Genomic DNA, 23752 nt, shown 5'->3' on the forward strand with positions numbered 1-23752 from the left:
AAGTGACCTTAGCCGCGCAAATCTGCGGTTTTTTGCAGGTTGAAGTGCAAGGCCTTGCTTTCCGTAGCGACAATGGCGCACGGCCCTGTCCCCATGACCGAAAGGATGGCGGGGTCGTCCGCATCCAGCCCGCCGGTAAGTGCCCCGAAGGCAGGCAGGATCAACCGGTCGCTGCACGCCACGAAACAGGGGCGAGAGACGGTGCGCCCGCGCAATCGCACGCGGATGCGCGGGTGAAAATGGCCCGAAAGCTCAGGCACGCTCATCCGCGATTCGGCCTTGTGCCTGAGCGCAAGACCGCCGAGCGCGCCTTCCTCGATCACGCGCCCGCCAAAGCCGCAGTCGAGTGCGCTGTCATGGTTGCCGGTGATCCAGTGCAGCGCGATGCGGCGCGACAGGGCTTCCAGCCGCATCGCCAGCGCCGGGTCGAGCCGCGATGCGCCTTCGCTGTCGTGGAAATTGTCGCCCAGGCACCACAGGCTGGTCGCATCACAGGCCGCCAGCGCGCGCTCGAGCCGGTCGAGCGTTGCCGCGCTGTCATAAGGCGGCAGCATCTGCCCGCCGCGCGCATACCAGCTCGCCTTCTCGAAATGCAGGTCGGCAACGAACAGCGCCCGCTCCGCCGGCCAGAACAGACCGGCGCGGTCGACGATGACGAATTCCTGCCCGGCGAACGAAAGGGGAACCATGCGCCCGCCATGCCGCAGTCTCGCCGCCTGTGCAAGCCCGGTCCTTGGCAGATCATCGCATCAGGATTATGGGGCAGCGCATGACCTTGCCGACCCGATATGCGCTGACCGTCGCCGCGCTCTATCATTTCGCGCCGATCGCAGAGCCCGAAGCCGTGCGCGAGAGCCTGCACGCGCTGTGCGAGGCACAAGGTCTGTGCGGCACGCTGCTGATCGCGCGCGAGGGGGTGAATGGCACCATCGCAGGGCCAGATGCGGGCGTGGCCGCGCTGATCACCGCGATCCGCGCCCTGCCCGGCTTCGCGGCGATCGAGGTCAAATATTCGGGCGCGCAGGACCGCCCGTTCAAGCGGCTGAAGGTCAAGGTCAAGCGCGAGATCGTCACCATGGGGGTGCCCGATATCGATCCGGTGCACGGCCAGGGCGCCTATGTCGATCCGGCCGACTGGAACGCGCTGATCAGCGATCCCGACACGGTGGTGATCGATACGCGCAACAGTTTCGAATGCGCGCAAGGGACGTTTGCCGGATCGGTTGATCCGGGCACCGAGCGCTTTACCCAGTTTCCCGCCTGGTTCGACGAACAGGCCGATACGCTGCGCCAGTCGGGCAAGAAGATCGCGATGTTCTGCACCGGCGGCATCCGCTGCGAAAAGGCCACCGCCTATGTTCGCGCCCAAGGCTTTGAAGAGGTCTACCACTTGAAGGGCGGCATCCTCAAATATCTCGAAGAGGTGCCGGCCGACCAGTCACTGTTCGATGGCGGATGCTTCGTCTTCGACGAGCGCGTGGCGCTGGGCCAGGGGCTGGAACTGCTCGATGTCGAGCGCGCGGTGGCGAAGGGCGGGGATTAAGCTCCCCACGCTCCCTACCGTCACCCCCGCGCCGGCGGGGGTCCCGCTTCTTGCTTCAAACTCAGCCCGTAAGCCGGATTCAAATTTTTCGCGGGCGTTCAGCGCCGTCCGAAGGTGCTCCTGACCAGCCGCCCCACCAGGCCGCCAAGGCTGCGATAATTGGCAAGGCTGTAGGTCGATTGCGCGCCAAGCTCGCGCGACAGGCGGCGATGCGCTTCGGGCAGCGCGTGATAGGGCACGCCCGGCAGCAGGTGGTGCAGCGCATGATAGCGCAGGCCCACCGGTGCCCATAGCTCGGGCAGCAGTCCGGGCGGCGGCACGTTGACGCTGTCGAGATACTGCGCCGTCACACTCATCGCCTCGTCCTCGTTCTCCCACAGATGCGCGACCAGCGTGCGCACCTGGTTGAGCACCATGGTGCCCGAGACAATGGCAAGGCCGATCAGGAATGAGCGCAAGGGAAGCGTGCCGGTCGCGACCAGCGCGATCAGCGTCATCGCCCAGGCGCTGGCCAGCGTCTCCAGCACCAGCCAATGGCGGCGTGCCGCACCTTCGGGCATGGCGCGGCGAAAGGCCGGGTTGATTACCAGCCCCGAATAGCGCTCGACCACGATCCTGCGCAGCGGCGGGATGAGCAGCGACAACGGTGCCAGCACGCCATAGCGCACGATCAGCCCGATCGGCCCCAGCGCCGCCACCGCGACGAACAGCGGCACCGTCCATGGCTTCATCAGCGCGAGCGGCAGATATTCCGGGTCCTTCACCGTGCCATAGCGCAACCGCTGATGGTGCAGATTGTGCACGCCTTCGTACATGAAGCTGGGGATCAGCAGCGGCACGCCGACAAAGGCGTTCCAGCCGGTGTTGAAGCCGGGAACCGCATCGGGCCGCAAATGGGTGAGTTCGTGGATGAAGCTGCCCGCGCGGTACAAGGCCAGCACCGCGACCAGCCCGCACAGCAGCGCCAGCGCCAGGCCATCGGCCAGGATCGCACCGGCCAGCGCGCCATAGCCGATGCCGACTGACACCAGCATGTCGGCCCAATAGACGCCAGGCCGCGCCGCATTGAGATCACGCGTCAGCGAGGCTGCGGCGCGGATCATCGCCATGTCGTCGGGCACCTGTCCGGTCACGCGGGCATGGGCCTTGCCCTGCACACTGGCCGGATCGGCATTCGAAAGGGGGAAACTGCTAGCCATAAAATTCCTGTACTGATCGCCCGCTTTAGCCAGAGCAACGTGGCAGCATGATGGCAATATCTGGCCCGCATTTCCTTGACACAGATCATGGCGCAGCGACAAAGGGCGCGGCCCCATCGGGCGAACTTGCAGGCAAAGGAAACGGTTTTGGCGGACCAGCACGAGATAAGGGTCAGCCCGGTCCATGACAAGGCAGGGCTGAAGGCGTTCATCGAAATTGCTTATGAGCTGAACGCATCGGACCCCGCCTGGGTGCCGCCGCTGCGCGCTGAAATTCAAGAGATGTTCAACCCCGCCAAGAACCCGTTCTATGGCCATGCCACCGTGCAGCCGATGATCGCCACGCGCGGCGGCAGGGTGGTCGGGCGCATTTCCGCGCATATCGATCATCTGGCGCTGACCCAGCCGGTGGAACAGGGCATGGGCCCCGGCACCGGCAATTTCGGCATGTTCGAGGCAGCCGACGAACAGGTCGGCCGCGCGCTGCTGGAAGCGGCCGAGCAATGGCTGCGCGACCAGGGCATGACCCGCGCGCTGGGCCCCTTGAGCCTGTCGATCTGGGACGAGCCGGGGCTGCTGACTTCGGGCCATGATCGGCCGCCGATCATCATGATGGGCCATCACAACCGCGCCTATCAGGGCTGGATCGAGCGCGCGGGCTATGCGCCGGTGAAGAAGCTGCTGTCCTACGAGCTGCCCATTGTCGAGGGCTTCTCCCCGCTGATCCAGCGCATCGTCGCTGCCGGGCGCAAGAACGACCGCATCCGGCTGCGCAAGGTGGACAAGAGCCGGTTTGACGAGGATGCGGCGATCATCCTGTCGATCCTCAACGATGCCTGGGGCCAGAACTGGGGCTTCGTCCCGATCACCGATGCGGAGATCGCCTATATCGGCAAGAAGCTGCGCCCGCTGGTGCGCGAGGATCTGATCATGATCGCCGAATATGATGACCGGCCGGTCGCGTTCCTGATGACGCTGCCCGATATCAACACCGTCATCGCACCGCTCAAGGGTTCGCTCTTCCCCTTCGGCTGGGCCAAGCTGTTGTGGTGGCTGCGGACATGCCGTTCGCCCAGCGTCCGCGTGCCGCTGATGGGCGTGGTCAGCGAGCTGCAGAATTCGCGGCTTGCAGCGCAGCTTGCCTTCATGCTGATCGAGACGATCCGCGTCGAGGCGGTCAAGCATTACGGCACGGTGCGCGGCGAGATCGGCTGGGTGCTGGAGGACAATCAGGGCATGAATGCCATTGCCGATGCCATCCAGAGCAAGATCAACCGCGAATATCTGATCTACGAAAAGCCGCTCTGATCCCCGATGCACTGGGCAGGCGCATTCAGATCATTGCAACATTCTGCCGCTATGGCCCGGCGTCCGCATGCCGTGGCGCAGGATTTGACGCCCGGTGTGACGCCATCTAGACGGGCCGAAACGCTCTGGAGCTTATCCTGACATGAAGATTGCGATGATTGGTTCGGGCTATGTAGGCCTGGTGTCTGGCGCCTGTTTTGCAGATTTCGGGCATGACGTGGTGTGCGTGGACAAGGATCCGGCGAAGATCGCGTCGCTGCTGGCGGGCGTGATGCCGATTTACGAGCCGGGGCTGGACAATCTGGTGGCGGCCAATGTGAAGGCTGGGCGGCTGTCGTTTTCGACCGATCTGCCGACGAGCGTGGCTGATGCCGATGCGGTGTTCATCGCGGTGGGCACGCCTTCGCGCCGGGGGGACGGCTTTGCGGACCTGAGCTATGTGCGCGATGCCGCGCGCGAGATCGGCTTGTCGATCGCCAAGCGCTGCGTCGTCGTCACCAAGTCGACCGTGCCGGTGGGCACCGGCGACGAGGTCGAGAAGATCATCCGCCAGGCTGCGCCGGATGCCGATTTCGAGGTCGTCTCGAACCCCGAATTCCTGCGCGAGGGTGCCGCGATCGGCGATTTCAAGCGGCCCGACCGCATCGTCGTGGGCACCGAGACCGAATGGGCGCGCGATTACATGCGCGAGATCTACCAGCCGCTGTTCCTCAACGAATCGCCGATCCTGTTCGTCTCGCGCCGCACGTCGGAAGTGATCAAATATGCCGCCAACGCGTTCCTGGCGACCAAGATCACCTTCATCAACGAGATGGCCGATCTGTGCGAGAAGGTGGGGGCAAATGTCCAGGACGTCTCGCGCGGGATCGGGCTCGATGGCCGGATCGGGTCGAAGTTCCTGCATGCAGGACCGGGCTATGGCGGCAGCTGCTTCCCCAAGGACACGCTGGCGCTGATGAAGACCGCGCAGGACCATGAGGCGCCGCTGCAGATCGTGGAAGCCGTGGTGCGGGTCAACGACCTGCGCAAGCGCGCAATGGCGCGCAAGGTGATCGCGGCGATGGGCGGCAGCGTCGAGGGCAAGCGCATCGCGCTGCTGGGCCTGACGTTCAAGCCCAATACCGATGACATGCGCGATGCGCCGGCGATCGTGATCGCGCAGGGGCTGGTCGATGCAGGGGCGCACGTGACCGCGTTCGACCCCGAGGGCATGGAGGCCGCCGCCGCGCTGATGCCCGATGTCGAGATGGCGCAAGGCAGCTATGAAGCGTTGCAGGACGCCGATTGCGCGGTGATCGTCACCGAATGGGACGTGTTCCGCGCGCTCGACCTGCCGCGCGTGCTCAAGACCATGCGCGGCAACACGCTGGTCGATCTGCGCAACATCTACAAGCCCGAGCAGATGAAGGCCGCCGGCTTCGAATATGCCAGCGTCGGACGCTGATAACGGCGCAAATACGGGAGAAATCGGCATGGCACGGCGTATCGCAGTCATCTTCGGCACCCGGCCAGAGGCGATCAAGCTGTTCCCTGTGGTGGCAGCGCTCAAGGCCGCGCCGGGGCTCGAACCCGTGGTGCTGGTTACCGGCCAGCATCGCGAGATGCTCGACCAGGTGCTGGAGATTGCCGGGCTGGTCCCCGATCATGACCTGGCCCTGATGCAGCCGGGCCAGAGCCTCGACGAGATCAGCGCCCGCCTGCTCACCGGGATCGGCAGCGTACTCGACGCCGAAAAGCCCGACATGGTGATCGTGCAGGGCGATACCGCGACCGCGATGTGCGGCGCGCTCGCCGCCTATTATCGCAAAATTCCGGTTGCGCATGTCGAGGCGGGTCTGCGCTCGGGCAATATCTATCATCCCTGGCCCGAAGAGGTGAACCGCAAGATCATCGGCAGTTTTGCCGACCTGCATTTCGCCCCGACCGAGACCGCCGCGAATGCGCTGCGCCGCGAGGCGGTGGACGAGGCGAAGATTCTGGTCACTGGCAACACCGTGATCGACGCGCTGCACTGGGTGACCGACAAGCTCGCCGCCGATCCGGGCCAGGCGAACGTGATCGCGCCCGTCGAACAGTGCTTTGCGGGCAAGCGGATCATCGGCGTCACCACGCACCGGCGCGAGAATTTCGGCACCGGGATGGACGATATCGCACATGCCATCCGTGACCTGGCCGCGCGCGACGATGTCGCGATCATCTTCCCGGTGCACCTCAACCCGCAGGTGCGCGCGGCTATGCTGCCGATCCTGGGCGGGCTGGACAATGTCGCACTGCTCGAACCGCTCGATTATCTGAACTTCACCCGGCTGCTGCAGATTGCCGAACTCATGCTGACCGATAGCGGCGGGGTGCAGGAAGAGGCGCCGGCTCTGGGCAAGCCGGTGCTGGTGATGCGCGACACGACCGAGCGGCCTGAGGGCGTCGCGGCGGGCACCGCCAGGCTTGTCGGCACCGACCGCGCGACGATCATCGCCGAAGCGACCCGGCTGCTCGATGATCCGGCAGCCTATGCCGCGATGGCACAGGCGCATAACCCCTTTGGCGACGGGCAGAGTTCGGCGCGCATCTGCGCCGCGATCAGCGCCTGGTTTGCGCCTGCCGCGCTATAGCCAGCCCTCGCGGCGCAGCACCGGCTGCATCGCTCTGGAGACCGGGGCAACCAGCCCGTCTGCAAGGTCCAGCTCCATCCGGCCCGATTGCTGGCGCACCGTGCGGATGGCGCTGCGCGCGATCCACCAGCTGCGATGCACCCGCGCGCCGTTGCTGCCCTCGAGCAGCGCGCAGGCATCGGCCATGCGCATCAGCACCAGATCGCTGCCCAGATCGGTATGCACGCGCAGATAATGGTCCTCCGCCTCGATCGCCAGCAACCGGCCTGCGCGCAACCGATGCGGCAGCTTTTCGGCGAGCAGCGCCGGGATGGCATCGCACGCGGCGGCTGATGGCGCGGCCGGTGCCGGCAAGGGCGGACCGGATTCGGGACCTGCAGGGGCAGCGGTCGCCATAGGCATGGAGTCTTGAGCTTGATCGGTCGAAGCCAGATAGTTGATCGCCGCCAGCACCAGCGCAATCATCAGCACCGCCAGCCAGAATTGCAGCACGACCATCGGCGTGATCATGCCGATGCCGAAGAACAGCGCGCTGACCACGATCACGACAAAGCTGTGCGGGATCGAGATGAGCAGCGCCACCAGCCCCGCCTCGAGCCAGCGGTGGCGGAGGAGCCCGCCCCAGCTGCGCACCAGGGTGGTGATGGCCAGGCCCAGCAGCGATCCCGGCAGGATCACCGCCCCCCAATAGGCCAGGCGCTGGACAAAGGGCGCATCCTGCGTGCCCAGCGCGCCGAGATAGGCCAGCACCACCGCCGCTGCGAGACCGATGACCAGCCCGCGAACCGCCTGCGTTTTCACGGCAAATGCATTTCGCGAAGCGTGAACGGCAGGCGGGGGCAACTCACGCATCAGGGCGGGCAACTCGCGTATACGGGCAGGACAGGCCGGGTCTAACCGGGCCAGGGTGAAGCGGTCAAGGACGGCCCTGCCGACCCTAGCCACCCCAAGGAGGAACCCCGCCATGAAAGCCCTGTATCTCGCCGCCACGTTTGCGCTCGCCACCGCCGGATGCGGCACTGCCTGGGCCGAGACTGCCGCTGCCACCCCGGCAGGCGTCGCCACGCTCACCGTCACCTTCGAGCAGATCGAGGCCCCGTCGGGCCAGATCCTGCTGAGCCTTTACGACAGCGAGGCCGCGCATGATGCTGGCGGCAAGCCGGTACGCGCCGCGATGGCCGAGGTCGACGGCCAGAACGTGACCGTCAGCTTCGAAGGCCTGGCGCCCGGTCGTTATGCCATCAAGGCGTTTCACGATGTCGATGGCGATGGCAAGATGAAGACCAACCCGTTCGGCATGCCGCTGGAGCCCTTTGCCTTTTCGAACAATGCCCGGCCCGAAGGCGGCCCTGCGCGCTGGCAGGCCTCAAGCTTTGCCGTGGCCGCCGGTGCCAACGCCACCCGCATCGCCATCCAGTAAGCGAGACACCCGATGAACCGCCGCGACCTTCTGATCGGTGGAGGCCTGGCTGCGCTGGGCACGCTGGTCCCCGCCACCGCCCGCGCCGCTGCCGCTGCTGCTGCCAGGCCCGACTGGACCCTGGGCGTGACCGATGTGCTGGAGGATATCGCCGCCAGACCGCTCCGCCGCATCCATGGCCGCACGCCCGATCTTGCAGGCACGCTCTATCGCAACGGCCCGGCGCGGTTCCGCCGGGGGGCGAGCGCATCGGGCCATTGGTTCGATGGCGATGGGCTGGTGCGCGCCTGGCGGCTGCGCGGCAACGAGGCGAGCTTGGCCGCACGCTTTGTCGATACGCCCAAAAGGCGGCTCGAGGAAAAGCTCGGCCGCATCGTGCAGCCCGGCTTCGGCACCCTGCCCCAGCCCGGCGCGGAGGTCGGCAATTCGGATGACACCAATGCCGCCAATACGCATGTGATCGCCGCCGGCGGCAAGCTGCTCGCCTTGTGGGAGGCAGGCTCTGCCACCGCGATGGACCCGAACACGCTCGACACGATCGGCCAGGTCACATTTCGCGACGATCTGAAGCACATGCCGTTCCTCGCGCATCCACGCATCGAGCCCGATGGACGCATCTGGAACATCGGTTCGGGCGGGTCTGCCGCCTATGTCTGGCGGCTGTCGCGCGACGGCGCGTTCGAGGCGGGCGAAATGGTCCAGCTGCCGATGGCGAGCTATATCCACGATTTCACCGCGACCGCGCGCCACCTTGTCATCCTGTGCCAGCCCTGGGTTGCAGGAGCGATGCGCCTGCCATTCTCGCAGAGCCTGTCATGGCAGCCCGAACGCGGATCGAAGGTACTGGTGATCGACAAGGACGACCTGTCGCGCCGCCGCGTCTATGATCTGCCGCCGCAGGCCTTTTTCCATCTGGGCGATGCCTGGGAGGAAAAGGATGGCACGATCCGCTTCGATGGCTGCTTCCACAAGGACCCGAGCTTTGCGATCCTGGGCGCGCCGGGGCTGGTCGAGGGGCGATACGAGCATAGCGAGGAGCCCGAGCTGACCCTGGTCGCGCTGCGCCCCGATGGCCGCGCCACGCTGACGCCAGCCGGGATCACGGCGGAGTTTCCGCGCAACGCGCCCGAACGGGCCGGGCTGCCGCGATCGGCAACGGTCTATGTCGGCGGCTATAGCGGTGACCGGCCCTTTGCGCGCAGTGTCGGCAGCTGGGACTGGGTCAAGGGCCGCGCCGATTCCTTCGATTTCGGCCCGCGCCAGCTGGTCGAGGAGTTCGTGCCCGCAGGCCCGCAGCATCTGATCGGCACGACGCTCAACCTCGATGCCCGCGCCACCGAACTGCATGTATTCGACGCCCGGCGCATCGCTGATGGTCCGGTGACCAGCTGGCGCAGCGATGTCGCGCTGCCGCTGAGCTTCCATGGCAGCTGGGTGGCATGAGGCAGAGGCGATAGGGCTGGTCCGATAGCCTGGCATCGGGTAAGGCCCTGGGCCTCTTGCCGCCGCATGCCGCCGCATTGCGGCCCGACCGGAAAGCGCGATCCATGGCCTCTGGCTTTGTCACCCTGCAACATCTGCTGCCCCAGCAGGCCCTGTCCCGGCTGGCCGGGCGGGTGGCGGCCAGCGAGCAACCCTGGCTGCGCGACCTGCTGATCCGGCGCTTTGCCGCGGCCTATGACGTCGACATGGCCGACGCCGCGCGCAGCATCGGCCAGTTCCGCAGCTTCAACGACTTTTTCACGCGCGAACTGAAGCCCGGCGCGCGTCCGCTTGCCGATGCCGCGCAGCATATCCTGAGCCCCGCAGACGGCCAGGTCAGCCAGGCGGGCATCATTGCCGACGGGCGCATCGTCCAGGCCAAGGGCCGCAGCTATACGGTGGCGCAGCTGCTCGGCGATGACAGCGACGGTTGGCGCAGGTTCGATGGCGGGCAGTTCGCCACCATCTATCTCAGCCCGCGCGATTACCACCGGGTCCACATGCCGGCAGCCGGGACGCTGCAATCGACGACCTATCTTCCCGGCAAGCTGTTCTCGGTCAGCCAGAGCACAGCAGAAGGCGTCGACGCGCTGTTCGCGCGCAACGAGCGGCTCGCCTGTCTGTTCTCGGGCCCCGACGGCGGGTTCGCCAGCGTGATGGTCGGCGCGATGATCGTCGCGGGGATCGACACGGTCTGGCCGCACCGCTTTTGCGACCATGAAAGCGCGCCGGTGCATGAGGATTTTGCCGATCACCGTCACGCCTTCAATGCGGGCGACGAGATGGGCCGGTTCTATCTGGGCTCCACCGTGGTGCTGCTGTTCGAACCGGGCCGTGTGGCCTGGCGCGACAACCTCGTGCCCGGCACCAAGCTCCGCATGGGCGAGGCGATCGGGCAGCGGCTGTCTGCCGGTTGAGCCGATCAGCCGCTGGCCAATGGCCTGCGCAGGACCAATGACGGCGCGATAACGCTGGCGACCAGCCCGATCCCGATCAGGCCGAGCGCTGCATCGACGATCAGCGCCACCGGATCTGCCTGACCGATCAGCACGGGATGGGCGATGGCGAGCGTGACGAGCAGCGCACCGGTTGCGCCACGCCCGATCCGCGACAGCATTGCCGGTGACAGCACGGCCGAACTGGCGAGCGCAACGAGGCTCACCGCGCCCCAGACTGCGATCAGCGCTGGCACCGCCGGGCTGAACAGTCCCGCCCATGCCGCGCAGGCAAGGCCGAGCGGCTGGCCCCAGACCGTCGCGGTCCACAGCCTTTCCCAGCCCGGTGCGGGCCTGCCCTTGTCGCGCCTGCGCGCCAGCCAGATATGCACACCCCCGGCAGCAAGATAGCTGAGCCCCAGACCCAGCAGCGCATAGGCCATCTTGATGATGGTGCCGCCATACCAGCCGAAATGCAGCCGTCCGAGCGAGCCCAGAATCTGCTCGCCCACATTGTTCGCGGCGGCCTTTTGCGCGTGATAGAGCCGCCCCTGGCGATCAAAGGCATAGCTGTCCGTATCGGCCAGCCGCGAGGACCCATCCGCGACCTCGAACAGCACCGCCGCCCCCATTTCTGTCGGATGCTCGACGAACAGATAGCTGATGCGGCCTTCGGGCGACTGCGCGGTCACCCTCGCAAACAACGGTTGCACGTCAACCGGAGGGGCAGGCCGGGCGTTTTCGGGCGGCGAGGGCGGTGTGAAAATGGCATAGACCTTGGCGGTATCGCCCTGGAATACCGCCAGCCCGATCGCGCCGATGATGATCGAACTCAGCCCGAGCAGCGCGCCGGTGAGCGAGACGGTCAGGTGAAACGGCAGCGCCCAGACGCCGATGCGGTTGTGCAGATCAGCCTCTTGCAGCCGCCGCGAGCCGCCCAGCCGCAGGTGAAAGGCGTCCCGGAAGATCCGCGGATGCGCGAGCACGCCCGAGATGAGCGAGGAGAGCAGCGCGACACCGGTCAGCCCGACGATGAATATGCCCCAGCTTTGCGGCAGGTGGAGGTTGATGTGCAGGCGGGTGATGAATTTCGTCCAGCCCTCGCGCGATTCACCGGTGATGCGCCCCGTACTGTCGGCGATCCAGTTGGTCTGGCTGCCATCTGCGCCATCCACCCGCAGCGTTGGCCAGGGCCGGTCCTCGCTGGGCATCAGGATGAACACATGCTCGACCGGGCCTTTGGCGCGGTCCAGGGCCGCGCGATAGGCAGCCTGGGTGGCTTGCGCCGAGAGCGTCTCCATGCGCTCTGCCTGCGGATTTTCCCAGCGCTGGTATTCGTTGGCGAACACCGCGATCGTTCCGGTCAGGCAGACCAGATAGAGCAATGCGGCAAAGGCCAGCCCCAGGCTGCTATGCCCCTTGAGCACCGCGCGCACGATATCGGGCGACAGGAAAGCTGTGCGTGTCTTTACCTTTGTCATGCAAACCCCCTGAACATCGCGGCCCCAAAGCCGATAATGGCCGTTCCTGCGAGCACGGCGGTCGCGCGCAGGATGCGGCTGTCGACCAAGGTCCAGGCCATCGCTCCGCCCCAGGCGAGGGGGACGAGCAAGCCGCCGATCAGCAGCCGCGTCTGCATTTCCCCCGGAGCCCAGACCGAATAGCTGACGCCGATCGCCATCGCGGCGATCATGCCGACGGGCCCCGCCAGCGACCAGCGCAGCGCGGTGCGCCATGCGCTTGGCGCTCGGGCTGCAGGTTCCGGTGCCAGCCCGGCGCGCGCGGTGCGGCCAGTCCTGGCACGCCTGTAGCTATAGCCGGACGCGATCATGCCCAGCGCGGCGATGGCAAGCAGCGTCACGGCAATGAAAGGGCCGCGCGCAGGACCCAGTATCCAGGCGGGCCATAGCATGTTGCAGGCCAGCAGCAGCAGCCCTGCCCAACGCCATGGTGCCTTGCCGGTCCGCGCGCTCCACGCGCGGCGCAGCAGCCAGGCTCCCGCCAGGGCGATGCCCAGATTGGCCGTCATGGCGGCAAGGGCGGCCCCGCCGGTCAAAAGCCTGCTTCCAGGATCAGGCCGATGCTATGCGGCGTCCCGATGATCGCGAAATCGCCAGTGAAGCCGTTGACATACTGGTTGTACTTCTCGTCGAACAGGTTGTTGGCGAAGAGCGACAGGCTCCAGTGATCGGCCTGATAGCCGAACCGGGCATTGACCAGGGTCCGCGCGCCGACGCGGTTGTCCGCCTGGGGTATCGCCACATCGGTGAACACCGCGCTGCGATAGCTGGCGTTGAGATTGGCGTTGAACCCGCCACCGAAGCGCAGATTGGCTCCGCCGGCCAGCGTCCAGCGCGGAGCATAGGGAAATTCCAGCCCCGACAGATCGGTGATCGAGCCGACATCGGTGACGAACTCGTCGAACCGGGTTCGGGTATGGCCCAGGCTGGCATACCAGTCGAACGCGCCCGATACACGATGCGCCACCTCCAGCTCCAGCCCGTAGATGTGCGATTTCCCGGCATTGACGGTATGCGTGTCATAGACGCCATTGCCGAAATTGGCCGTGGTCTGCTGCTGCGTCCAATCGATGTAAAAGGCATTTGCATTGACCGTCAGCCGCCCATCGAGCCAGGCCGAGCGCAGCGAAAGCTCATAGTTCCAGGTGAACTCGGGATCATAGGGGAAGAGCTGCGAGCGCGCGGTGTTGAAGCCGCTGCCACCCGAGCGATAGCCGCGCTGCACGACAAAGGCGGTGGCAAGATCAGGCGTCCAGGCCATCTCCACGCCCGCCTTGGGCAGAAAGGCGTTGAAGGTGCGCGTGCCGGTGGGGGCAGAACCGCTGGCATCCTCGACCAGCCCGAGCACGAAGCCGTTGAGCGCCGAGATCGCGCCATCGAGCGGTGCGGGATACAGAGCCGCATTGGGCAGGGTGCCGACAAAGGTCGCGATCGCCGATCCGCTGATGCTGTTGCGTTCATGGTCGTAGCGAAAGCCGCCGAGCAGCGACAGGCGGTCGGTCAGGCGATAGCGCGCATCGGCAAACACCGCCATCGTTTCGACCCGGGTCGGAAAGTCAGAGGCATAATCGACCGGGATATTGGGCAGGGCCGCCGTATAGAGCGTCGCGATCTGCGCCGCCGTTGCCGCCCCCAGGCTGGGCGTCAATGCGCTGATGATGGTGCTGGCCGGGGTTGGTACCAGCGTGACCTGGCGCGAACGGCGATATTGGTCGCGGTTGTAATAGAACAGGCCGGCAAGCCCGCTCAGCCGATCGCCATCATAATTGAGCCGCAGTTCCTGGGTGAAGGTTTCGGCTCCACCTGCAACATCGCTAAAGGCGCGCGACGCAGCGGAGAAATCGCCGTCATATTGCCGGATGAAACCGGTATCGGTCCAGGTTCCGAGCGCGCTGAGCGACAGCCCGCCACCCAGATCATAGCGCAGGTCGAGCGTCACCTGATCGTTCGTCACGTCGCTGCTGTTGGGATAGTCGGAAGGATTGGTGCGGTTGTCGAAATAATCGTCCACCGAACGGTCGACATAGGTGAACAGATAGCCGCCCTGTGCCTCGAAGCGATGATAGCTGAGCCGCGCTTCCAGGCCCGGCAGCGATGAAGGCGTCCACAGCAATCTGGCGCGCACCGATGTCGAATCCAGCCCGGCTTCGGGCTCATTGCGGGTGATATTGCGGATGAAGCCATCCGAATCGCGCTTTTCCGCCGAGACGCGAAATGCCAGCTCGCCGTCTATCAGCGGCCCGCCGCCGGCGATGGCAAAATGGCTTGTGTCGAATGAGGAAACCAGTGCCCGGCCGCGCACGCTCCAGTCGAATGTCGGGTCCTGGGTACGGATGTGCACGGCCCCGGCCAGCGCGTTCAGGCCCTGGATGGTCGATTGCGGGCCGCGAAAGATTTCGACCTGGGCGACGTCCCACATATCGGTCGGGCCATTGGAGAGCACATCCTGCGGCACCGGTGCGCCGTCGACGAAGACCGTGGCGGTCGCGGCATCGCCACCAGCCGATACGCCGCGCTGATCGATACCACGGATCGAGAAGCCCGACGCACCATAGGTTTCAGAGACATTGGCGGTGCGGTTGTAGATGTCCTGGATCGTCAGGATGTTCTCTTGCGACAGCTTCGTATCGGTGGTCACGCTGACAGAGGCGGTCGTCTCCTGAAGGCTGCGCGACGCCTTTTCCCCGGTGACGATGATGGCGTTCTGCTCGTCGTCAGACTCTGCCTCCTGCGCATGGCAAGGCGAGCCGGCGGCCAGCAGGCCAAGCAGCGATGTGGACAGCAGAATTTGACGCATCATGGACTTCCCCCTCGTGTCAGGGGCGTCTAATTGATACCGTTATTGCGAGTCAATAGCATATATTCATGTTGCAGGCTCAATGGGTTGTCGCGGACACCTGTCCGTAAGTCCGATCAGCGGCGCACCGATCGCCATCGGCATGCGGCCACAAGGCCCGCAGCGAGGTGCGGGGTTCAGCGGATCGGCGGGGAAATGATGGGGATTGCAGCGCTGCCGCACGCCGATCACGGCCAAAGGTCAGGCGCGCATCGTCCAGCCAGTGATGCGACACCGGGCATGTCTACCGGAATGGGCATTTCATCTGGAGAGGCTGGCGACAGCCTTTCGGCGGCACCGACAGGGGGGAGAGCCAATCATCAGGCTCTGGTGCGGTCAAGAAGACTCGAACTTCCACGGGCTTTCGCCCACAACGACCTCAACGTTGCGCGTCTACCAATTCCGCCATGACCGCACAGTCCCAGCTTCGCGGATCGAATGGGAGGCCCCCGTCCGCGTGGTAGGCAGCGCCATTAGCAAAGCGGCAAGCCCATAGCAACAAGCGAATGCTGCCTTGGGTGGACGGGCGATTGCAGGCCTAGCGGCGCTTGGCCCAGGCGATTTCGGCCGAGGTCGCAGAGCGCGGCACATCGACCATGGCCTGGCGGAAATCAGCCGATTGGCCGGGCTCGAGCCGCTCGACAGGCGGGTTGATGATCCAGTTGAACACCACCCTGTCCTGCGCATCACGCAGCACCACCAGCATCGGCGGCACATCCTGCGCGCGCTGGCTGAGATTCCGGATCGTCCCCGATGCGCTGAAATATTCGGTGCCATTGGGCAGGGTGCGCCGCTCCTGCTTCTTGGGCGGGAAATCGATCACCAGATCAGGCTCGACCTCGGCAAAGGGCAGGCTGTAATCGGCGATGAAGCTGGGCAGGCCGAATGTCTGGATGGCGACGGCAGCACCCGACGCCAGCACGGCAAAGGCGACGGCGCCGATCATCCACAGTTTCGCAGGATTGCGGCGAGGGCGGAAAGGCGGTTCATGGCTGAAGCTGCTCGGTCGATCGGCCAGCGCGTCGTCGGCATAGCTCGCCGCAATGGGGCGGCTAACCGGCGGCACGGGCCTGGGCAAAGGCGGCAAATCGGGCTCGGGCTCGGCCTCGCCAGGCGGCGGCGGCGGAACCGGCACGACGCTCGGCGCGGCAGCTTCGACCGGCGCTGCCCGCTCAGGCGGGGCGACCGATTCGGCGGGAGCGGCACTTGGCTGTGCCAACGGCGCCTCAGGCTCGGGCGCAGCCGCCGGTGCGGGGGCTGGCACAGGCGCGGACGCAGGAACCGAGTCAGGTGCAGCGATATCCGGCCCATGCTGGAACCAGCTGTGCCCGCATTTGGCACAGCGGACCGAGCGGCCATCGATACCGATGGCGCTGTCCGGGACCGCATAGCGGGTGTTGCACGCTGGGCACGCAATAATCATGGCGTTTCTAAACACGCCGCGCGAATCGCCGCAAGGGCCTTGCACCGCCTGCAAACGCATGTCGGGCCGTTTTCCACCGCTGATTGACCGTTCAGCGATTTTTCAACGGCTTGTCGGTGCACCTGCCCCCATCAGGCCGTACGATGACGGCATGATGCGCATTCCCATTGCCTGCTGAGGTCCGCCCGCGCTATCGCCGCTGCATGAGCGCGTCGCAGCTGGCCTCCCAGGTCGAAACCATCGTCCAGTTCGAGAATGTCGGGCTGCGCTATGGCACCGGGCCAGAGGCGCTGTCGGACCTGTCGTTCACGCTCTATTCCGGCCAGTTCTATTTCCTCACCGGGCCGTCGGGCGCGGGCAAATCCTCGCTGCTCAAGCTGCTCTATCTGGCGCAGCGGCCCAGCCGCGGCATGATCCGCCTGTTCGACAGCGACCTCATGACGCTGAACCGTGACCGGCTTCCCGGATTCCGCCGCCGCATCGGCGTCGTTTTCCAGGATTTCCGGCTGGTGCCGCATCTGTCGGCGTTCGACAATATCGCGCTGCCGCTGCGCATTGCCGGCATGCGCGATGCCGATATCGCCACGCCGGTGCGCGAGATTCTCGATTGGGTGGGCCTGAGCGCGCGCGGCGATGCCCTGCCCGCAACGCTGTCAGGCGGAGAGCAGCAGCGCGTCGCGATTGCCCGCGCGGTGATCACCCGGCCCGACATTCTGGTTGCCGACGAGCCGACCGGCAATGTCGATCCCGATATGGCGGTCAAGCTGCTGCGCCTGTTCGAGGCGCTCAACCGCATGGGCACGACGATCATCGTGGCCACCCACGATGTCCACCTGATGACCCGGATCAAGCGCGCGCAGATGATGCGGCTGGAAGGCGGCCGCCTGTCCGACCCCACTGGCGCGCTGCGCTATCCGCCGCGCCCGTCGGACCTGACCGGCTGGGAGGGCGAGGAACGCTGATGCTGGGATCGCTGTTCCCCACCGGCCATGACCGCCGGCTGATCCCGCAGGCACGGCTGACCGGGCCGATGCCCTGGGTGATCGCGGTGATGCTGTTCCTGACGCTGCTGGCGAGCGCGGCCGCGCTGGCTCTGGGCAGCGCCGCGCGCCAGATCAATGCCGATCTGGCGGGCCGCGCCACGGTGCAGATCGTCAATGCCGATCCGGACGCGCGGCAGAAACAGGCGCTGGCGGCAGAGGCCGTGCTGCGGTCCGACAAGGCTGTGGCCGCCGTGACCCAGGTGAGCGAGGCCGAAGTGCGCGGCCTGCTGACCCCCTGGCTGGGCAGCGGCGCGGTGAGCCGCGACATTCCCCTGCCCGCGCTGATCGATGTCGATTTTCGGAGCTCAGCCGATCCGGCCACGCTGTCGCGCCTGCGCCAAGCGCTCAAGCGCTCGGCCCCGGATGCGCGGATCGATGCGCATGGCCAATGGCTCAAACCGGTATTCGACCTGATCGGCACCCTGCGCTGGCTGGCGATCGCCCTGGTCGGGCTGCTGGCGCTCGCCACCACCGCCTCGGTGATGCTCTCGGCGCGCAGCAGCTTTGCCGCGCATGCCGAAACCATTGATATCATGCACCTTCTGGGCAGCACGCATCAGCAGATCGCCCGGCTGTTTCAGCGGCGGATCGCGCTCGATGCCGCGATGGGCGCGCTGATCGGATGTCTGCTGGCTGCACCGGTGCTGTGGATGCTGGGCCAGGCCGCGGCGCGGCTCGATTCGGGGCTGGTTTCAGCCGGGTCGTTCGGGCTGACCGACTGGCTGCTGCTTGCAACCGTGCCGATTGCGGGTATTGCGCTGGCTATATTCACCGCGCGGGTGACGGTGCTCGGCGCGCTCAGGAAAAAACTGTGATCGTTCGCCTGTTGTCATCGGTGCTGCTGGCCTGGATTCTGGGCTTCGCCTGGTTTGCCATCCTGCTGCCACAGCCGCTGGGCGACCAGCGGACCGACGCGGTGGTGGTGCCGACCGGCGGGCCGCAGCGCATCGACCGCGGGCTGGAAGCGCTGCGCAACAAATGGGCCGACCGCCTGCTGATCTCCGGCGTCGACCGCGATGTCCGCCCGGCAGAGCTCAGCGCGCAATATCCCGGATCAGTGGCGCTTTTCGACTGCTGCGTGGACCTGGGCTTTCGCGCCTATGACACGCGCTCCAACGGTCTGGAAACCGCGCGCTGGGCCAAGCAGCGCAAGGTGAAATCGGTGCGGCTGGTGACCACCGACTGGCATATGCGCCGCGCCGAATACGAGCTGCACCGCGCGCTGCCCGATGACATTGAGATCTATGCCGATGCGGTCTCCAGCAAGCCCAGCCTGATGACCCTGTGGCGCGAGTATAACAAGCTGGTGCTGCGCGTGCTCGCCGGCCTGTTCGGGGTCTGATCATCATGCTGCGCACCCTGCTCGCCGTGCTGCGATCGATCCTGTTCACCATCGCCTTTTATGGCGGATCGGTGTTCATCGTCATCATCGCCTTCATCATCCTGCCCTTCTCGCGCCACCGGCTGCAGGGCATGGCGCGCGGATGGGGCATGTTCCATTATTGGTGCGCCTGGCTGTTCCTGGGCATCCGGGTGCGGATCGAGGGGCCCAAGCCGCAGGGCCAGGTGCTCTATGCGATGAAGCATGAGAGCTTTTTCGAGACCATCGAGCTGCTGCGCATCTTCAACCGCCCCGCCGTGGTCGCCAAGATCGAGCTGTCGCGCATTCCGCTGTGGAGCCATATCGCGCGCACCTATGGCATGATCTTCATCGATCGCGCTGGCGGCGCGGTGGCGCTGCGCAACATGATGGCAGAGGTCCGCCGCTTCGTTGCCGAGGGCCGGTCGATCGTCATCTATCCCGAAGGCACCAGCATCCCGCCGGGCGAGCAGCCGCCGCTGCAGGCAGGCTTTGCCGGCCTCTACAAGCTGGCCAAGCTGCCGGTGGTGCCGATCGCGCTCGCCAGCGGCCATCTCTATCCCCGGCGCGGCTTCATCAAGCGGCCCGGCGTGGTCACCTATCGCTTTGGCGAGACGATTCCTGCAGGCCTGTCACGCGAAGAGATCGAGGCGCGGGTGCATGAGGCGATCAATGAGCTGAACGCGGTCGATCGGGGTTGAAGCCCGCCCCGCGTCCGTCACCCCCGCAAGCGCGGGTACATGACGATAAATAACTCTAAAACCTAGATAATTTCGCCAGACAGGCGCTGGCAGATCAGATCGAGCTGGTCCAGGTTGCCGTAGCGGATCGTCACGCTGCCGCTGCGCTGGTTGGCATCGGCAGTGATCTTGACCTTGAGGCCCAGCAGATCTTCCAGATGCCGCTCGACCGCCTCGATATCGGCATTGCTGCCACCCTCGCCTGTCCCGCCCGAGCGCGCCTTGCCGCCAGACTTGCCGCCAGCATCGCTGCGTGCGCGGCGGACGAGCTTCTCGACCTCGCGCACCGAAAGGCCGCGATCGACCACCTCGGCAGCAATGGCCTCGGCATCGAGCACATTGATCAGCGCGCGGGCATGGCCCATGCTCAGGCTCTTGTCCGCGACCATCTTGAGCACCGGCTGCGGCAGCGCGAGCAGGCGCATCAGATTGGCGATATGGCTGCGCGACTTGTCGACCATGCGCGCGACCTCGACCGGCGTATAGCCCTGGTCGCCGACCAGCCGCTGATAGGCCTCAGCCTCTTCGACCGGGTTCAGGTCCTCGCGCTGGATATTCTCGATCAGCGCCAGCGCCAGCGTATCGGGGTCGCTCAGTTCGCGAACGATCGCGGGAATTTCATGCAGCCGCGCCCGTTGCGCGGCGCGCCAACGGCGCTCGCCTGCCACGAGCTCGTACCCACCCTGTTGGCGCGGGCGGACGATGACCGGCTGGATCACGCCGCGCTGCGCTATCGAGCGAGCAAGATCGTCCAGCGCTTCCTCGTCGAAATAGCGACGCGGCTGCCCGGGGTGCGGGCGAATGTCGGCCAGCGCGAGCGTGCGCAGCCCGGTCGCAGGCGCGGCCTGGCCTTCGCCCTTGGCCTCAGTGCGGACCAGCGGCTCCTCGCGCCCCGCCTCGCCAAGCAGGGCGTTCAATCCCCGCCCCAGCCCGGTGGGCCGCTTGCGCCCCAGCGCCTTGGCGATATCAGGCAGACCGCTCGTATCTTCGGCCATCAGGCTGCTTCCTCTTTCATCCGGGGCATGCGGGAGATGAACTCGCGCGCAAGCGCGATATAGGCTTCCGATCCGACGCAACGGTGATCGTAGATCAAGGCGGGCATGCCATGGCTGGGTGCCTCGGATAGCCGCACGTTGCGTGGGATGACGGTATCGAACACCAGACGTCCCAGCACCGCGCGGACATCGTCGGAAACCTGATCGGTCAGCCGGTTGCGCCGGTCATACATGGTCAGCACCACGCCGATGATCGACAGGCCAGGGTTGAAGCGCTGCTGCACCCGCTCGACCGTCTGCAGCAGCTGACTCAGCCCTTCGAGCGCGAAGAACTCGCATTGCAGTGGCACAAGCACCTGATCGGTCGCGACCAGCGCGTTGAGCGTCAACAGGCCGAGCGAAGGCGGACAATCGATCAGACACACCTGCCAGCGACCTTCTGGCGCATTGTCCATCGCCGCTTTCAAGCGATGGGTCCGATGGTCAAGGTCGACTAGTTCGATTTCCGCACCCGACAGATCGACCGTCGCAGGGATCACGTCGAGCCCGGGAATCTGGCTCGGCACACTGCACTGCGCCAGTGAGCTTTCGTTGGTCAGCAGATCATAGCTCGAATATTCGCGGTCGTTGCGCGCGATGCCCAGCCCGGTCGAGGCATTGCCCTGCGGGTCGAGATCGATCAGCAGCACCGACAGGCCGGTGGCCGCCAGCGCGGTTGCCAGGTTGATCGCGGTGGTCGTCTTGCCCACCCCGCCCTTCTGATTCGCGACAGCAATGCGGATCATCACTTGCTCCTGTGTGAGCGCACGGTCTTGCGGCGCTGCGGCTGTGGCGACGGTTGGGAAGCAGCACGGCCCGTTCCAACGAGAATCGCCGCGTCGGCATCGGTCAGGCTCTGTTCCACGTGAAACACATGTTGCCACGCAGGCGTGACGCTTTCCAGTTCCGCGCGCGCATTGCGTCCCTTTGGCAGCAACCAGCGCGTCTTTTCTGTGGAAAAGCGTCCCGCGCCTTCGAGCAGTCGCGGCAAAGGCGCAAAAGCACGCGCCGAAATATAGTCCGCAGCAAAGCCAGGCACCTTGTCGAGCGCCATTCCCGCGACCTCCACCCGATCTCTCAGCCCGAACATGTCGATGGCCTTGTCGAGATAGGCGATTCGCAGGCCGCGCGATTCGACCAGAGTGACACGGCAGGGCGTGAGCAGCGCGATGACCAGCCCGGGAAAGCCCGCGCCGCTGCCGAGGTCCATCCAATGCTCGCCCGCTTGCGGATCGGCGAACTGGAGCAGCTGCGCACTATCGGCAATATGGCGCCGCCACATCAACGGCAGGGTCGCTGCCGATACGAGATTCTGATGGCGCGCTTCGTCGGCCACGTACGCAGCGAGCCGGTCGAGTGCCTCCATTGTTTCACGTGAAACGCCGGGGCGCTGACTGACCCAATGGCGTGCGCTGTCTTCGCTGTCGATCATGCTGCGCGCTTGCGAGCATGCACGAGGATCGCCGCGAGTGCCGCCGGCGTCACGCCGCGTACCCGTCCTGCTTCCGCCAGGGTCTCGGGCCGTGCCAGCGACAGCCGCTCGACCATCTCGTTCGACAGGCCGGTGATCGCGCGATAATCGATATCCGCGCCCAGCAGCACCCGCTCGTTGGCGCGAAGGTCGCGCAGCTCTGCATCCTGCCGCGCGAGATAGGGCGCATAGACTGCGTCCTCCTCGATCTCGGCACGCAGATCCTCGGGCAACCCGGCCAGGTCATCGGTCAGAAGCGGTGCCAATCCGTCGAGGTTGATCGCCGGGAATCGCAGCCAGTCGTACAGGCTCTGCCGCGTGCCATCGGCCTTGACCGGAAGACCAAGCGCCGCAAGTTCGGTGCAACTGGCCTGACGCTCAAGCTGTTCCAGCAACCGCGCCTTGTCCGCTTGGCGCTGCCCGAACCAGGCTTGCCGTTCAGCGCCCACCGCGCCATTGGCGATGGCGAGCCCGGTCAGCCGCTCCGACGCGTTGTTGGCGCGCAGCCGCAGACGGTATTCGGCGCGTGCGGTGAGCATGCGATAGGGTTCGGTGACGCCCTGTAGAACGAGATCGTCGATCATCACGGCAAGATAGCTGCTGGCCCGATCGGGCAGCGTGATGTCCCTGCCCAGCACCGCACCGGCTGCCGACATGCCAGCGACCAGACCCTGCGCCGCTGCTTCCTCGTAACCGGTGGTGCCATTGATCTGGCCGGCACAATAGAGGCCGGGCATGGCACGCACTTCCAGCCGGTGGTCGAGCGCGCGCGGATCGATATGGTCATATTCGACCGCATAGCCCGGCACGACAATCTCGGCGCGCTCCAGCCCCGCCATGCTGCGCACAAAGGCCAATTGCACATCGGTCGGCAGCGATGTGGAAATGCCGTTGGGATAGACCAGATGCGTGTCGAGCCCTTCGGGTTCCAGAAACACTTGATGCCCGTCGCGGTCGCCGAACCGGTGAATCTTGTCCTCGATCGACGGGCAGTAACGCGGCCCCTGCGCGCCGATCGCGCCGCTGAACAGCGGCGACCGGTCGAGGCTCGCGCGGATGATGTCATGCGTCTGCTGGCTGGTGCGGGTGATAGCGCAGAACACCTGCGGCACGGTGCGGCGCGCGGACAGCGGCGACATGGTCCATGGCTCGCCATCACTGGGCTGCTCGTCGAGCACCGCCCAATCGATGGTGCGCCCATCGATCCTGGGCGGGGTCCCGGTCTTCAGCCGCGCCATCGGCAGGTCCGCGGCACGCAGCTGCTGGGCCAGCAGGCTGGCACCAGGTTCGCCGATCCGCCCACCCTCCAGCCGCTCCTCACCCCGGAAAAGCCGTCCGCCGAGGAACGTCCCGGTCGCCAGAACGACGGCGCGGGCAGCGATCGCGGTGCCGTCGGCCAGATCGATCCCGGCAACCCGGCCGCCCTCCAGCCGCAAAGCCGCCACCTCGCCCTCGATGATCGCAAGACCGGACTGCTCGCCCAGCATCTTCTGAATCGCGGCCTTGTACAGAGTGCGGTCAGCCTGGACGCGTGGGCCCTGCACCGCGCTGCCCTTGGAGCTGTTGAGCATGCGATAGTGGATTGCGGCAGCATCAGCGGCGCGCGCGATCAGCCCGTCAAACGCATCGACCTCGCGCACCAGATGGCCCTTGCCGAGTCCGCCGATCGCCGGATTGCACGACATCGCGCCAATCGCCTCGCGGGTAAAGCTGACCAGCGCGACGCGCGCGCCCATGCGCGCGGCCACTGCCGCAGCCTCGCACCCGGCATGACCGCCGCCGACAACCAGAACATCAAATTGCTGCATGAGCGCGCCCATAGCGCAATT

Annotated in this window: 22 protein-coding genes, 1 tRNA gene and 1 pseudogene; 11 read left to right on the forward strand and 13 right to left on the reverse strand. The window is 65.9% G+C overall.

Translation table 11 applies throughout. From position 1 onward, the window contains the following. Positions 1 to 8: 8 nt before the first annotated feature. A complete protein-coding gene (gene pdeM, locus OU999_13950; GenBank protein WAC22839.1) occupies positions 9 to 689 on the reverse strand; it encodes a ligase-associated DNA damage response endonuclease PdeM in 681 nt (226 codons plus the stop codon). An 80-nt stretch (positions 690 to 769) separates the two neighbouring features. Here pdeM and OU999_13955 point away from each other — a divergent pair, with 80 nt between their 5' ends. Continuing rightward, a complete protein-coding gene (locus OU999_13955) occupies positions 770 to 1543 on the forward strand; it encodes a rhodanese-related sulfurtransferase (protein ID WAC22840.1) in 774 nt (257 codons plus the stop codon). A 98-nt stretch (positions 1544 to 1641) separates the two neighbouring features. On the opposite strand, the gene OU999_13960 is transcribed toward OU999_13955, so the two are convergent. Beyond that, positions 1642 to 2742 carry a fatty acid desaturase gene (locus OU999_13960; GenBank protein WAC22841.1) on the reverse strand — a complete coding sequence of 367 codons (1101 nt, stop codon included), beginning with the start codon at positions 2740 to 2742 and terminating at the stop codon, positions 1642 to 1644. A gap of 147 nt (positions 2743 to 2889) precedes the next feature. Here OU999_13960 and OU999_13965 point away from each other — a divergent pair, with 147 nt between their 5' ends. From OU999_13965 to wecB, 3 genes are all read left to right on the forward strand, one after another. After that, on the forward strand, positions 2890 to 4050 hold the full coding sequence (locus tag OU999_13965; protein ID WAC22842.1) for an N-acetyltransferase: 1161 nt from the start codon (positions 2890 to 2892) through the stop codon (positions 4048 to 4050). A 142-nt stretch (positions 4051 to 4192) separates the two neighbouring features. Next, positions 4193 to 5494 (forward strand): UDP-glucose/GDP-mannose dehydrogenase family protein, encoded by a 1302-nt coding sequence (locus tag OU999_13970; protein WAC22843.1) that lies wholly within the window; start codon positions 4193 to 4195, stop codon positions 5492 to 5494. Between the two features lie 28 nt (positions 5495 to 5522). Next, on the forward strand, positions 5523 to 6659 hold the full coding sequence (wecB, locus tag OU999_13975) for a UDP-N-acetylglucosamine 2-epimerase (non-hydrolyzing) (protein ID WAC22844.1): 1137 nt from the start codon (positions 5523 to 5525) through the stop codon (positions 6657 to 6659). Here the strand turns inward: wecB and OU999_13980 are convergent. After that, positions 6654 to 7460: a LytTR family DNA-binding domain-containing protein gene (locus OU999_13980; GenBank protein WAC22845.1), complete on the reverse strand. Its 807-nt coding sequence runs from the start codon at positions 7458 to 7460 to the stop codon at positions 6654 to 6656. The genes wecB and OU999_13980 overlap by 6 nt on opposite strands. Positions 7461 to 7623: 163 nt before the next feature. On the opposite strand from OU999_13980, the gene OU999_13985 reads away from it, so the two are divergent. The 3 genes from OU999_13985 to asd all read left to right on the forward strand — a co-directional run bounded on the left by OU999_13985 (position 7624) and on the right by asd (position 10478). Then, positions 7624 to 8079, forward strand: coding sequence for a DUF2141 domain-containing protein (locus tag OU999_13985; GenBank protein ID WAC22846.1), 456 nt, complete (start codon positions 7624 to 7626; stop codon positions 8077 to 8079). 12 nt (positions 8080 to 8091) lie between these two features. Next, positions 8092 to 9522, forward strand: a complete 1431-nt coding sequence (locus OU999_13990; protein WAC22847.1) for a carotenoid oxygenase family protein — start codon at positions 8092 to 8094, stop codon at positions 9520 to 9522. Between the two features lie 104 nt (positions 9523 to 9626). Then, a complete protein-coding gene (gene asd, locus OU999_13995) occupies positions 9627 to 10478 on the forward strand; it encodes an archaetidylserine decarboxylase (protein ID WAC22848.1) in 852 nt (283 codons plus the stop codon). Between the two features lie 5 nt (positions 10479 to 10483). Here the strand turns inward: asd and OU999_14000 are convergent, their stop codons facing one another. The 6 genes and pseudogenes from OU999_14000 to OU999_14025 form a co-directional block, all read right to left on the reverse strand. Beyond that, positions 10484 to 11977 carry a PepSY-associated TM helix domain-containing protein gene (locus tag OU999_14000; protein ID WAC22849.1) on the reverse strand — a complete coding sequence of 498 codons (1494 nt, stop codon included), beginning with the start codon at positions 11975 to 11977 and terminating at the stop codon, positions 10484 to 10486. After that, entirely contained in the window at positions 11974 to 12552 is a 579-nt protein-coding gene (locus tag OU999_14005) for a hypothetical protein (protein ID WAC22850.1), read from the reverse strand. Before OU999_14005 ends, OU999_14000 begins: the two co-directional genes overlap by 4 nt. After that, on the reverse strand, positions 12549 to 14816 hold the full coding sequence (locus OU999_14010) for a TonB-dependent receptor (GenBank protein ID WAC22851.1): 2268 nt from the start codon (positions 14814 to 14816) through the stop codon (positions 12549 to 12551). Before OU999_14010 ends, OU999_14005 begins: the two co-directional genes overlap by 4 nt. 364 nt (positions 14817 to 15180) lie before the next feature. Next, a tRNA-Leu gene (locus OU999_14015) sits at positions 15181 to 15267 on the reverse strand. Positions 15268 to 15390: 123 nt separating this feature from the next. Then, the gene (locus OU999_14020) at positions 15391 to 16071 is read right to left on the reverse strand and encodes an FxLYD domain-containing protein (GenBank protein WAC25433.1); all 681 of its coding nucleotides are present in this window, start codon (positions 16069 to 16071) and stop codon (positions 15391 to 15393) included. A gap of 108 nt (positions 16072 to 16179) precedes the next feature. Continuing rightward, a pseudogene (locus OU999_14025) lies at positions 16180 to 16275 on the reverse strand (zinc-ribbon domain-containing protein). A gap of 203 nt (positions 16276 to 16478) precedes the next feature. On the opposite strand from OU999_14025, the gene ftsE reads away from it, so the two are divergent. From ftsE to OU999_14045, 4 genes are read left to right on the forward strand one after another with little or no spacing between them, the layout of a single operon-like run. Further along, on the forward strand, positions 16479 to 17237 hold the full coding sequence (ftsE, locus tag OU999_14030; protein ID WAC22852.1) for a cell division ATP-binding protein FtsE: 759 nt from the start codon (positions 16479 to 16481) through the stop codon (positions 17235 to 17237). Continuing rightward, positions 17237 to 18133 carry a cell division protein gene (locus OU999_14035; protein WAC22853.1) on the forward strand — a complete coding sequence of 299 codons (897 nt, stop codon included), beginning with the start codon at positions 17237 to 17239 and terminating at the stop codon, positions 18131 to 18133. The genes ftsE and OU999_14035 overlap by 1 nt, the downstream gene beginning before the upstream one ends. Then, complete coding sequence (locus OU999_14040) at positions 18130 to 18660, forward strand: YdcF family protein (GenBank protein WAC22854.1); 531 nt, start codon at positions 18130 to 18132, stop codon at positions 18658 to 18660. Before OU999_14035 ends, OU999_14040 begins: the two co-directional genes overlap by 4 nt. 5 nt (positions 18661 to 18665) lie before the next feature. Next, positions 18666 to 19379 carry a lysophospholipid acyltransferase family protein gene (locus tag OU999_14045; protein WAC22855.1) on the forward strand — a complete coding sequence of 238 codons (714 nt, stop codon included), beginning with the start codon at positions 18666 to 18668 and terminating at the stop codon, positions 19377 to 19379. A gap of 62 nt (positions 19380 to 19441) precedes the next feature. Here OU999_14045 and OU999_14050 read toward each other — a convergent pair whose 3' ends face one another. The 4 genes from OU999_14050 to mnmG are packed head-to-tail and all read right to left on the reverse strand — an operon-like array spanning position 19442 to position 23731. Continuing rightward, positions 19442 to 20413: a ParB/RepB/Spo0J family partition protein gene (locus OU999_14050; GenBank protein ID WAC22856.1), complete on the reverse strand. Its 972-nt coding sequence runs from the start codon at positions 20411 to 20413 to the stop codon at positions 19442 to 19444. After that, entirely contained in the window at positions 20413 to 21198 is a 786-nt protein-coding gene (locus tag OU999_14055) for a ParA family protein (GenBank protein WAC22857.1), read from the reverse strand. The genes OU999_14050 and OU999_14055 overlap by 1 nt, the downstream gene beginning before the upstream one ends. Beyond that, positions 21198 to 21884: a class I SAM-dependent methyltransferase gene (locus OU999_14060; GenBank protein WAC22858.1), complete on the reverse strand. Its 687-nt coding sequence runs from the start codon at positions 21882 to 21884 to the stop codon at positions 21198 to 21200. The genes OU999_14055 and OU999_14060 overlap by 1 nt, the downstream gene beginning before the upstream one ends. Continuing rightward, a complete protein-coding gene (gene mnmG, locus OU999_14065; protein WAC22859.1) occupies positions 21881 to 23731 on the reverse strand; it encodes a tRNA uridine-5-carboxymethylaminomethyl(34) synthesis enzyme MnmG in 1851 nt (616 codons plus the stop codon). Before mnmG ends, OU999_14060 begins: the two co-directional genes overlap by 4 nt. Positions 23732 to 23752: the final 21 nt, after the last annotated feature.

It is taken from the genome of Blastomonas sp. SL216, assembly GCA_026625625.1.
In the GTDB taxonomy this organism is placed as follows: Bacteria; Pseudomonadota; Alphaproteobacteria; order Sphingomonadales; family Sphingomonadaceae; genus Blastomonas.

Coding starts and splice junctions, on each gene's coding strand:
- pdeM (WAC22839.1), bottom strand. CDS start 689: ATGGTTCCCCTTTCGTTCGCCGGGCAGGAATTCGTCATCGTCGACCGC.
- OU999_13955 (WAC22840.1), top strand. CDS start 770: ATGACCTTGCCGACCCGATATGCGCTGACCGTCGCCGCGCTCTATCAT.
- OU999_13960 (WAC22841.1), bottom strand. CDS start 2,742: ATGGCTAGCAGTTTCCCCCTTTCGAATGCCGATCCGGCCAGTGTGCAG.
- OU999_13970 (WAC22843.1), top strand. CDS start 4,193: ATGAAGATTGCGATGATTGGTTCGGGCTATGTAGGCCTGGTGTCTGGC.
- wecB (WAC22844.1), top strand. CDS start 5,523: ATGGCACGGCGTATCGCAGTCATCTTCGGCACCCGGCCAGAGGCGATC.
- OU999_13985 (WAC22846.1), top strand. CDS start 7,624: ATGAAAGCCCTGTATCTCGCCGCCACGTTTGCGCTCGCCACCGCCGGA.
- OU999_13990 (WAC22847.1), top strand. CDS start 8,092: ATGAACCGCCGCGACCTTCTGATCGGTGGAGGCCTGGCTGCGCTGGGC.
- asd (WAC22848.1), top strand. CDS start 9,627: ATGGCCTCTGGCTTTGTCACCCTGCAACATCTGCTGCCCCAGCAGGCC.
- OU999_14000 (WAC22849.1), bottom strand. CDS start 11,977: ATGACAAAGGTAAAGACACGCACAGCTTTCCTGTCGCCCGATATCGTG.
- OU999_14010 (WAC22851.1), bottom strand. CDS start 14,816: ATGATGCGTCAAATTCTGCTGTCCACATCGCTGCTTGGCCTGCTGGCC.
- ftsE (WAC22852.1), top strand. CDS start 16,479: ATGAGCGCGTCGCAGCTGGCCTCCCAGGTCGAAACCATCGTCCAGTTC.
- OU999_14035 (WAC22853.1), top strand. CDS start 17,237: ATGCTGGGATCGCTGTTCCCCACCGGCCATGACCGCCGGCTGATCCCG.
- OU999_14045 (WAC22855.1), top strand. CDS start 18,666: ATGCTGCGCACCCTGCTCGCCGTGCTGCGATCGATCCTGTTCACCATC.
- OU999_14050 (WAC22856.1), bottom strand. CDS start 20,413: ATGGCCGAAGATACGAGCGGTCTGCCTGATATCGCCAAGGCGCTGGGG.
- OU999_14055 (WAC22857.1), bottom strand. CDS start 21,198: ATGATCCGCATTGCTGTCGCGAATCAGAAGGGCGGGGTGGGCAAGACG.
- OU999_14060 (WAC22858.1), bottom strand. CDS start 21,884: ATGATCGACAGCGAAGACAGCGCACGCCATTGGGTCAGTCAGCGCCCC.
- mnmG (WAC22859.1), bottom strand. CDS start 23,731: ATGCAGCAATTTGATGTTCTGGTTGTCGGCGGCGGTCATGCCGGGTGC.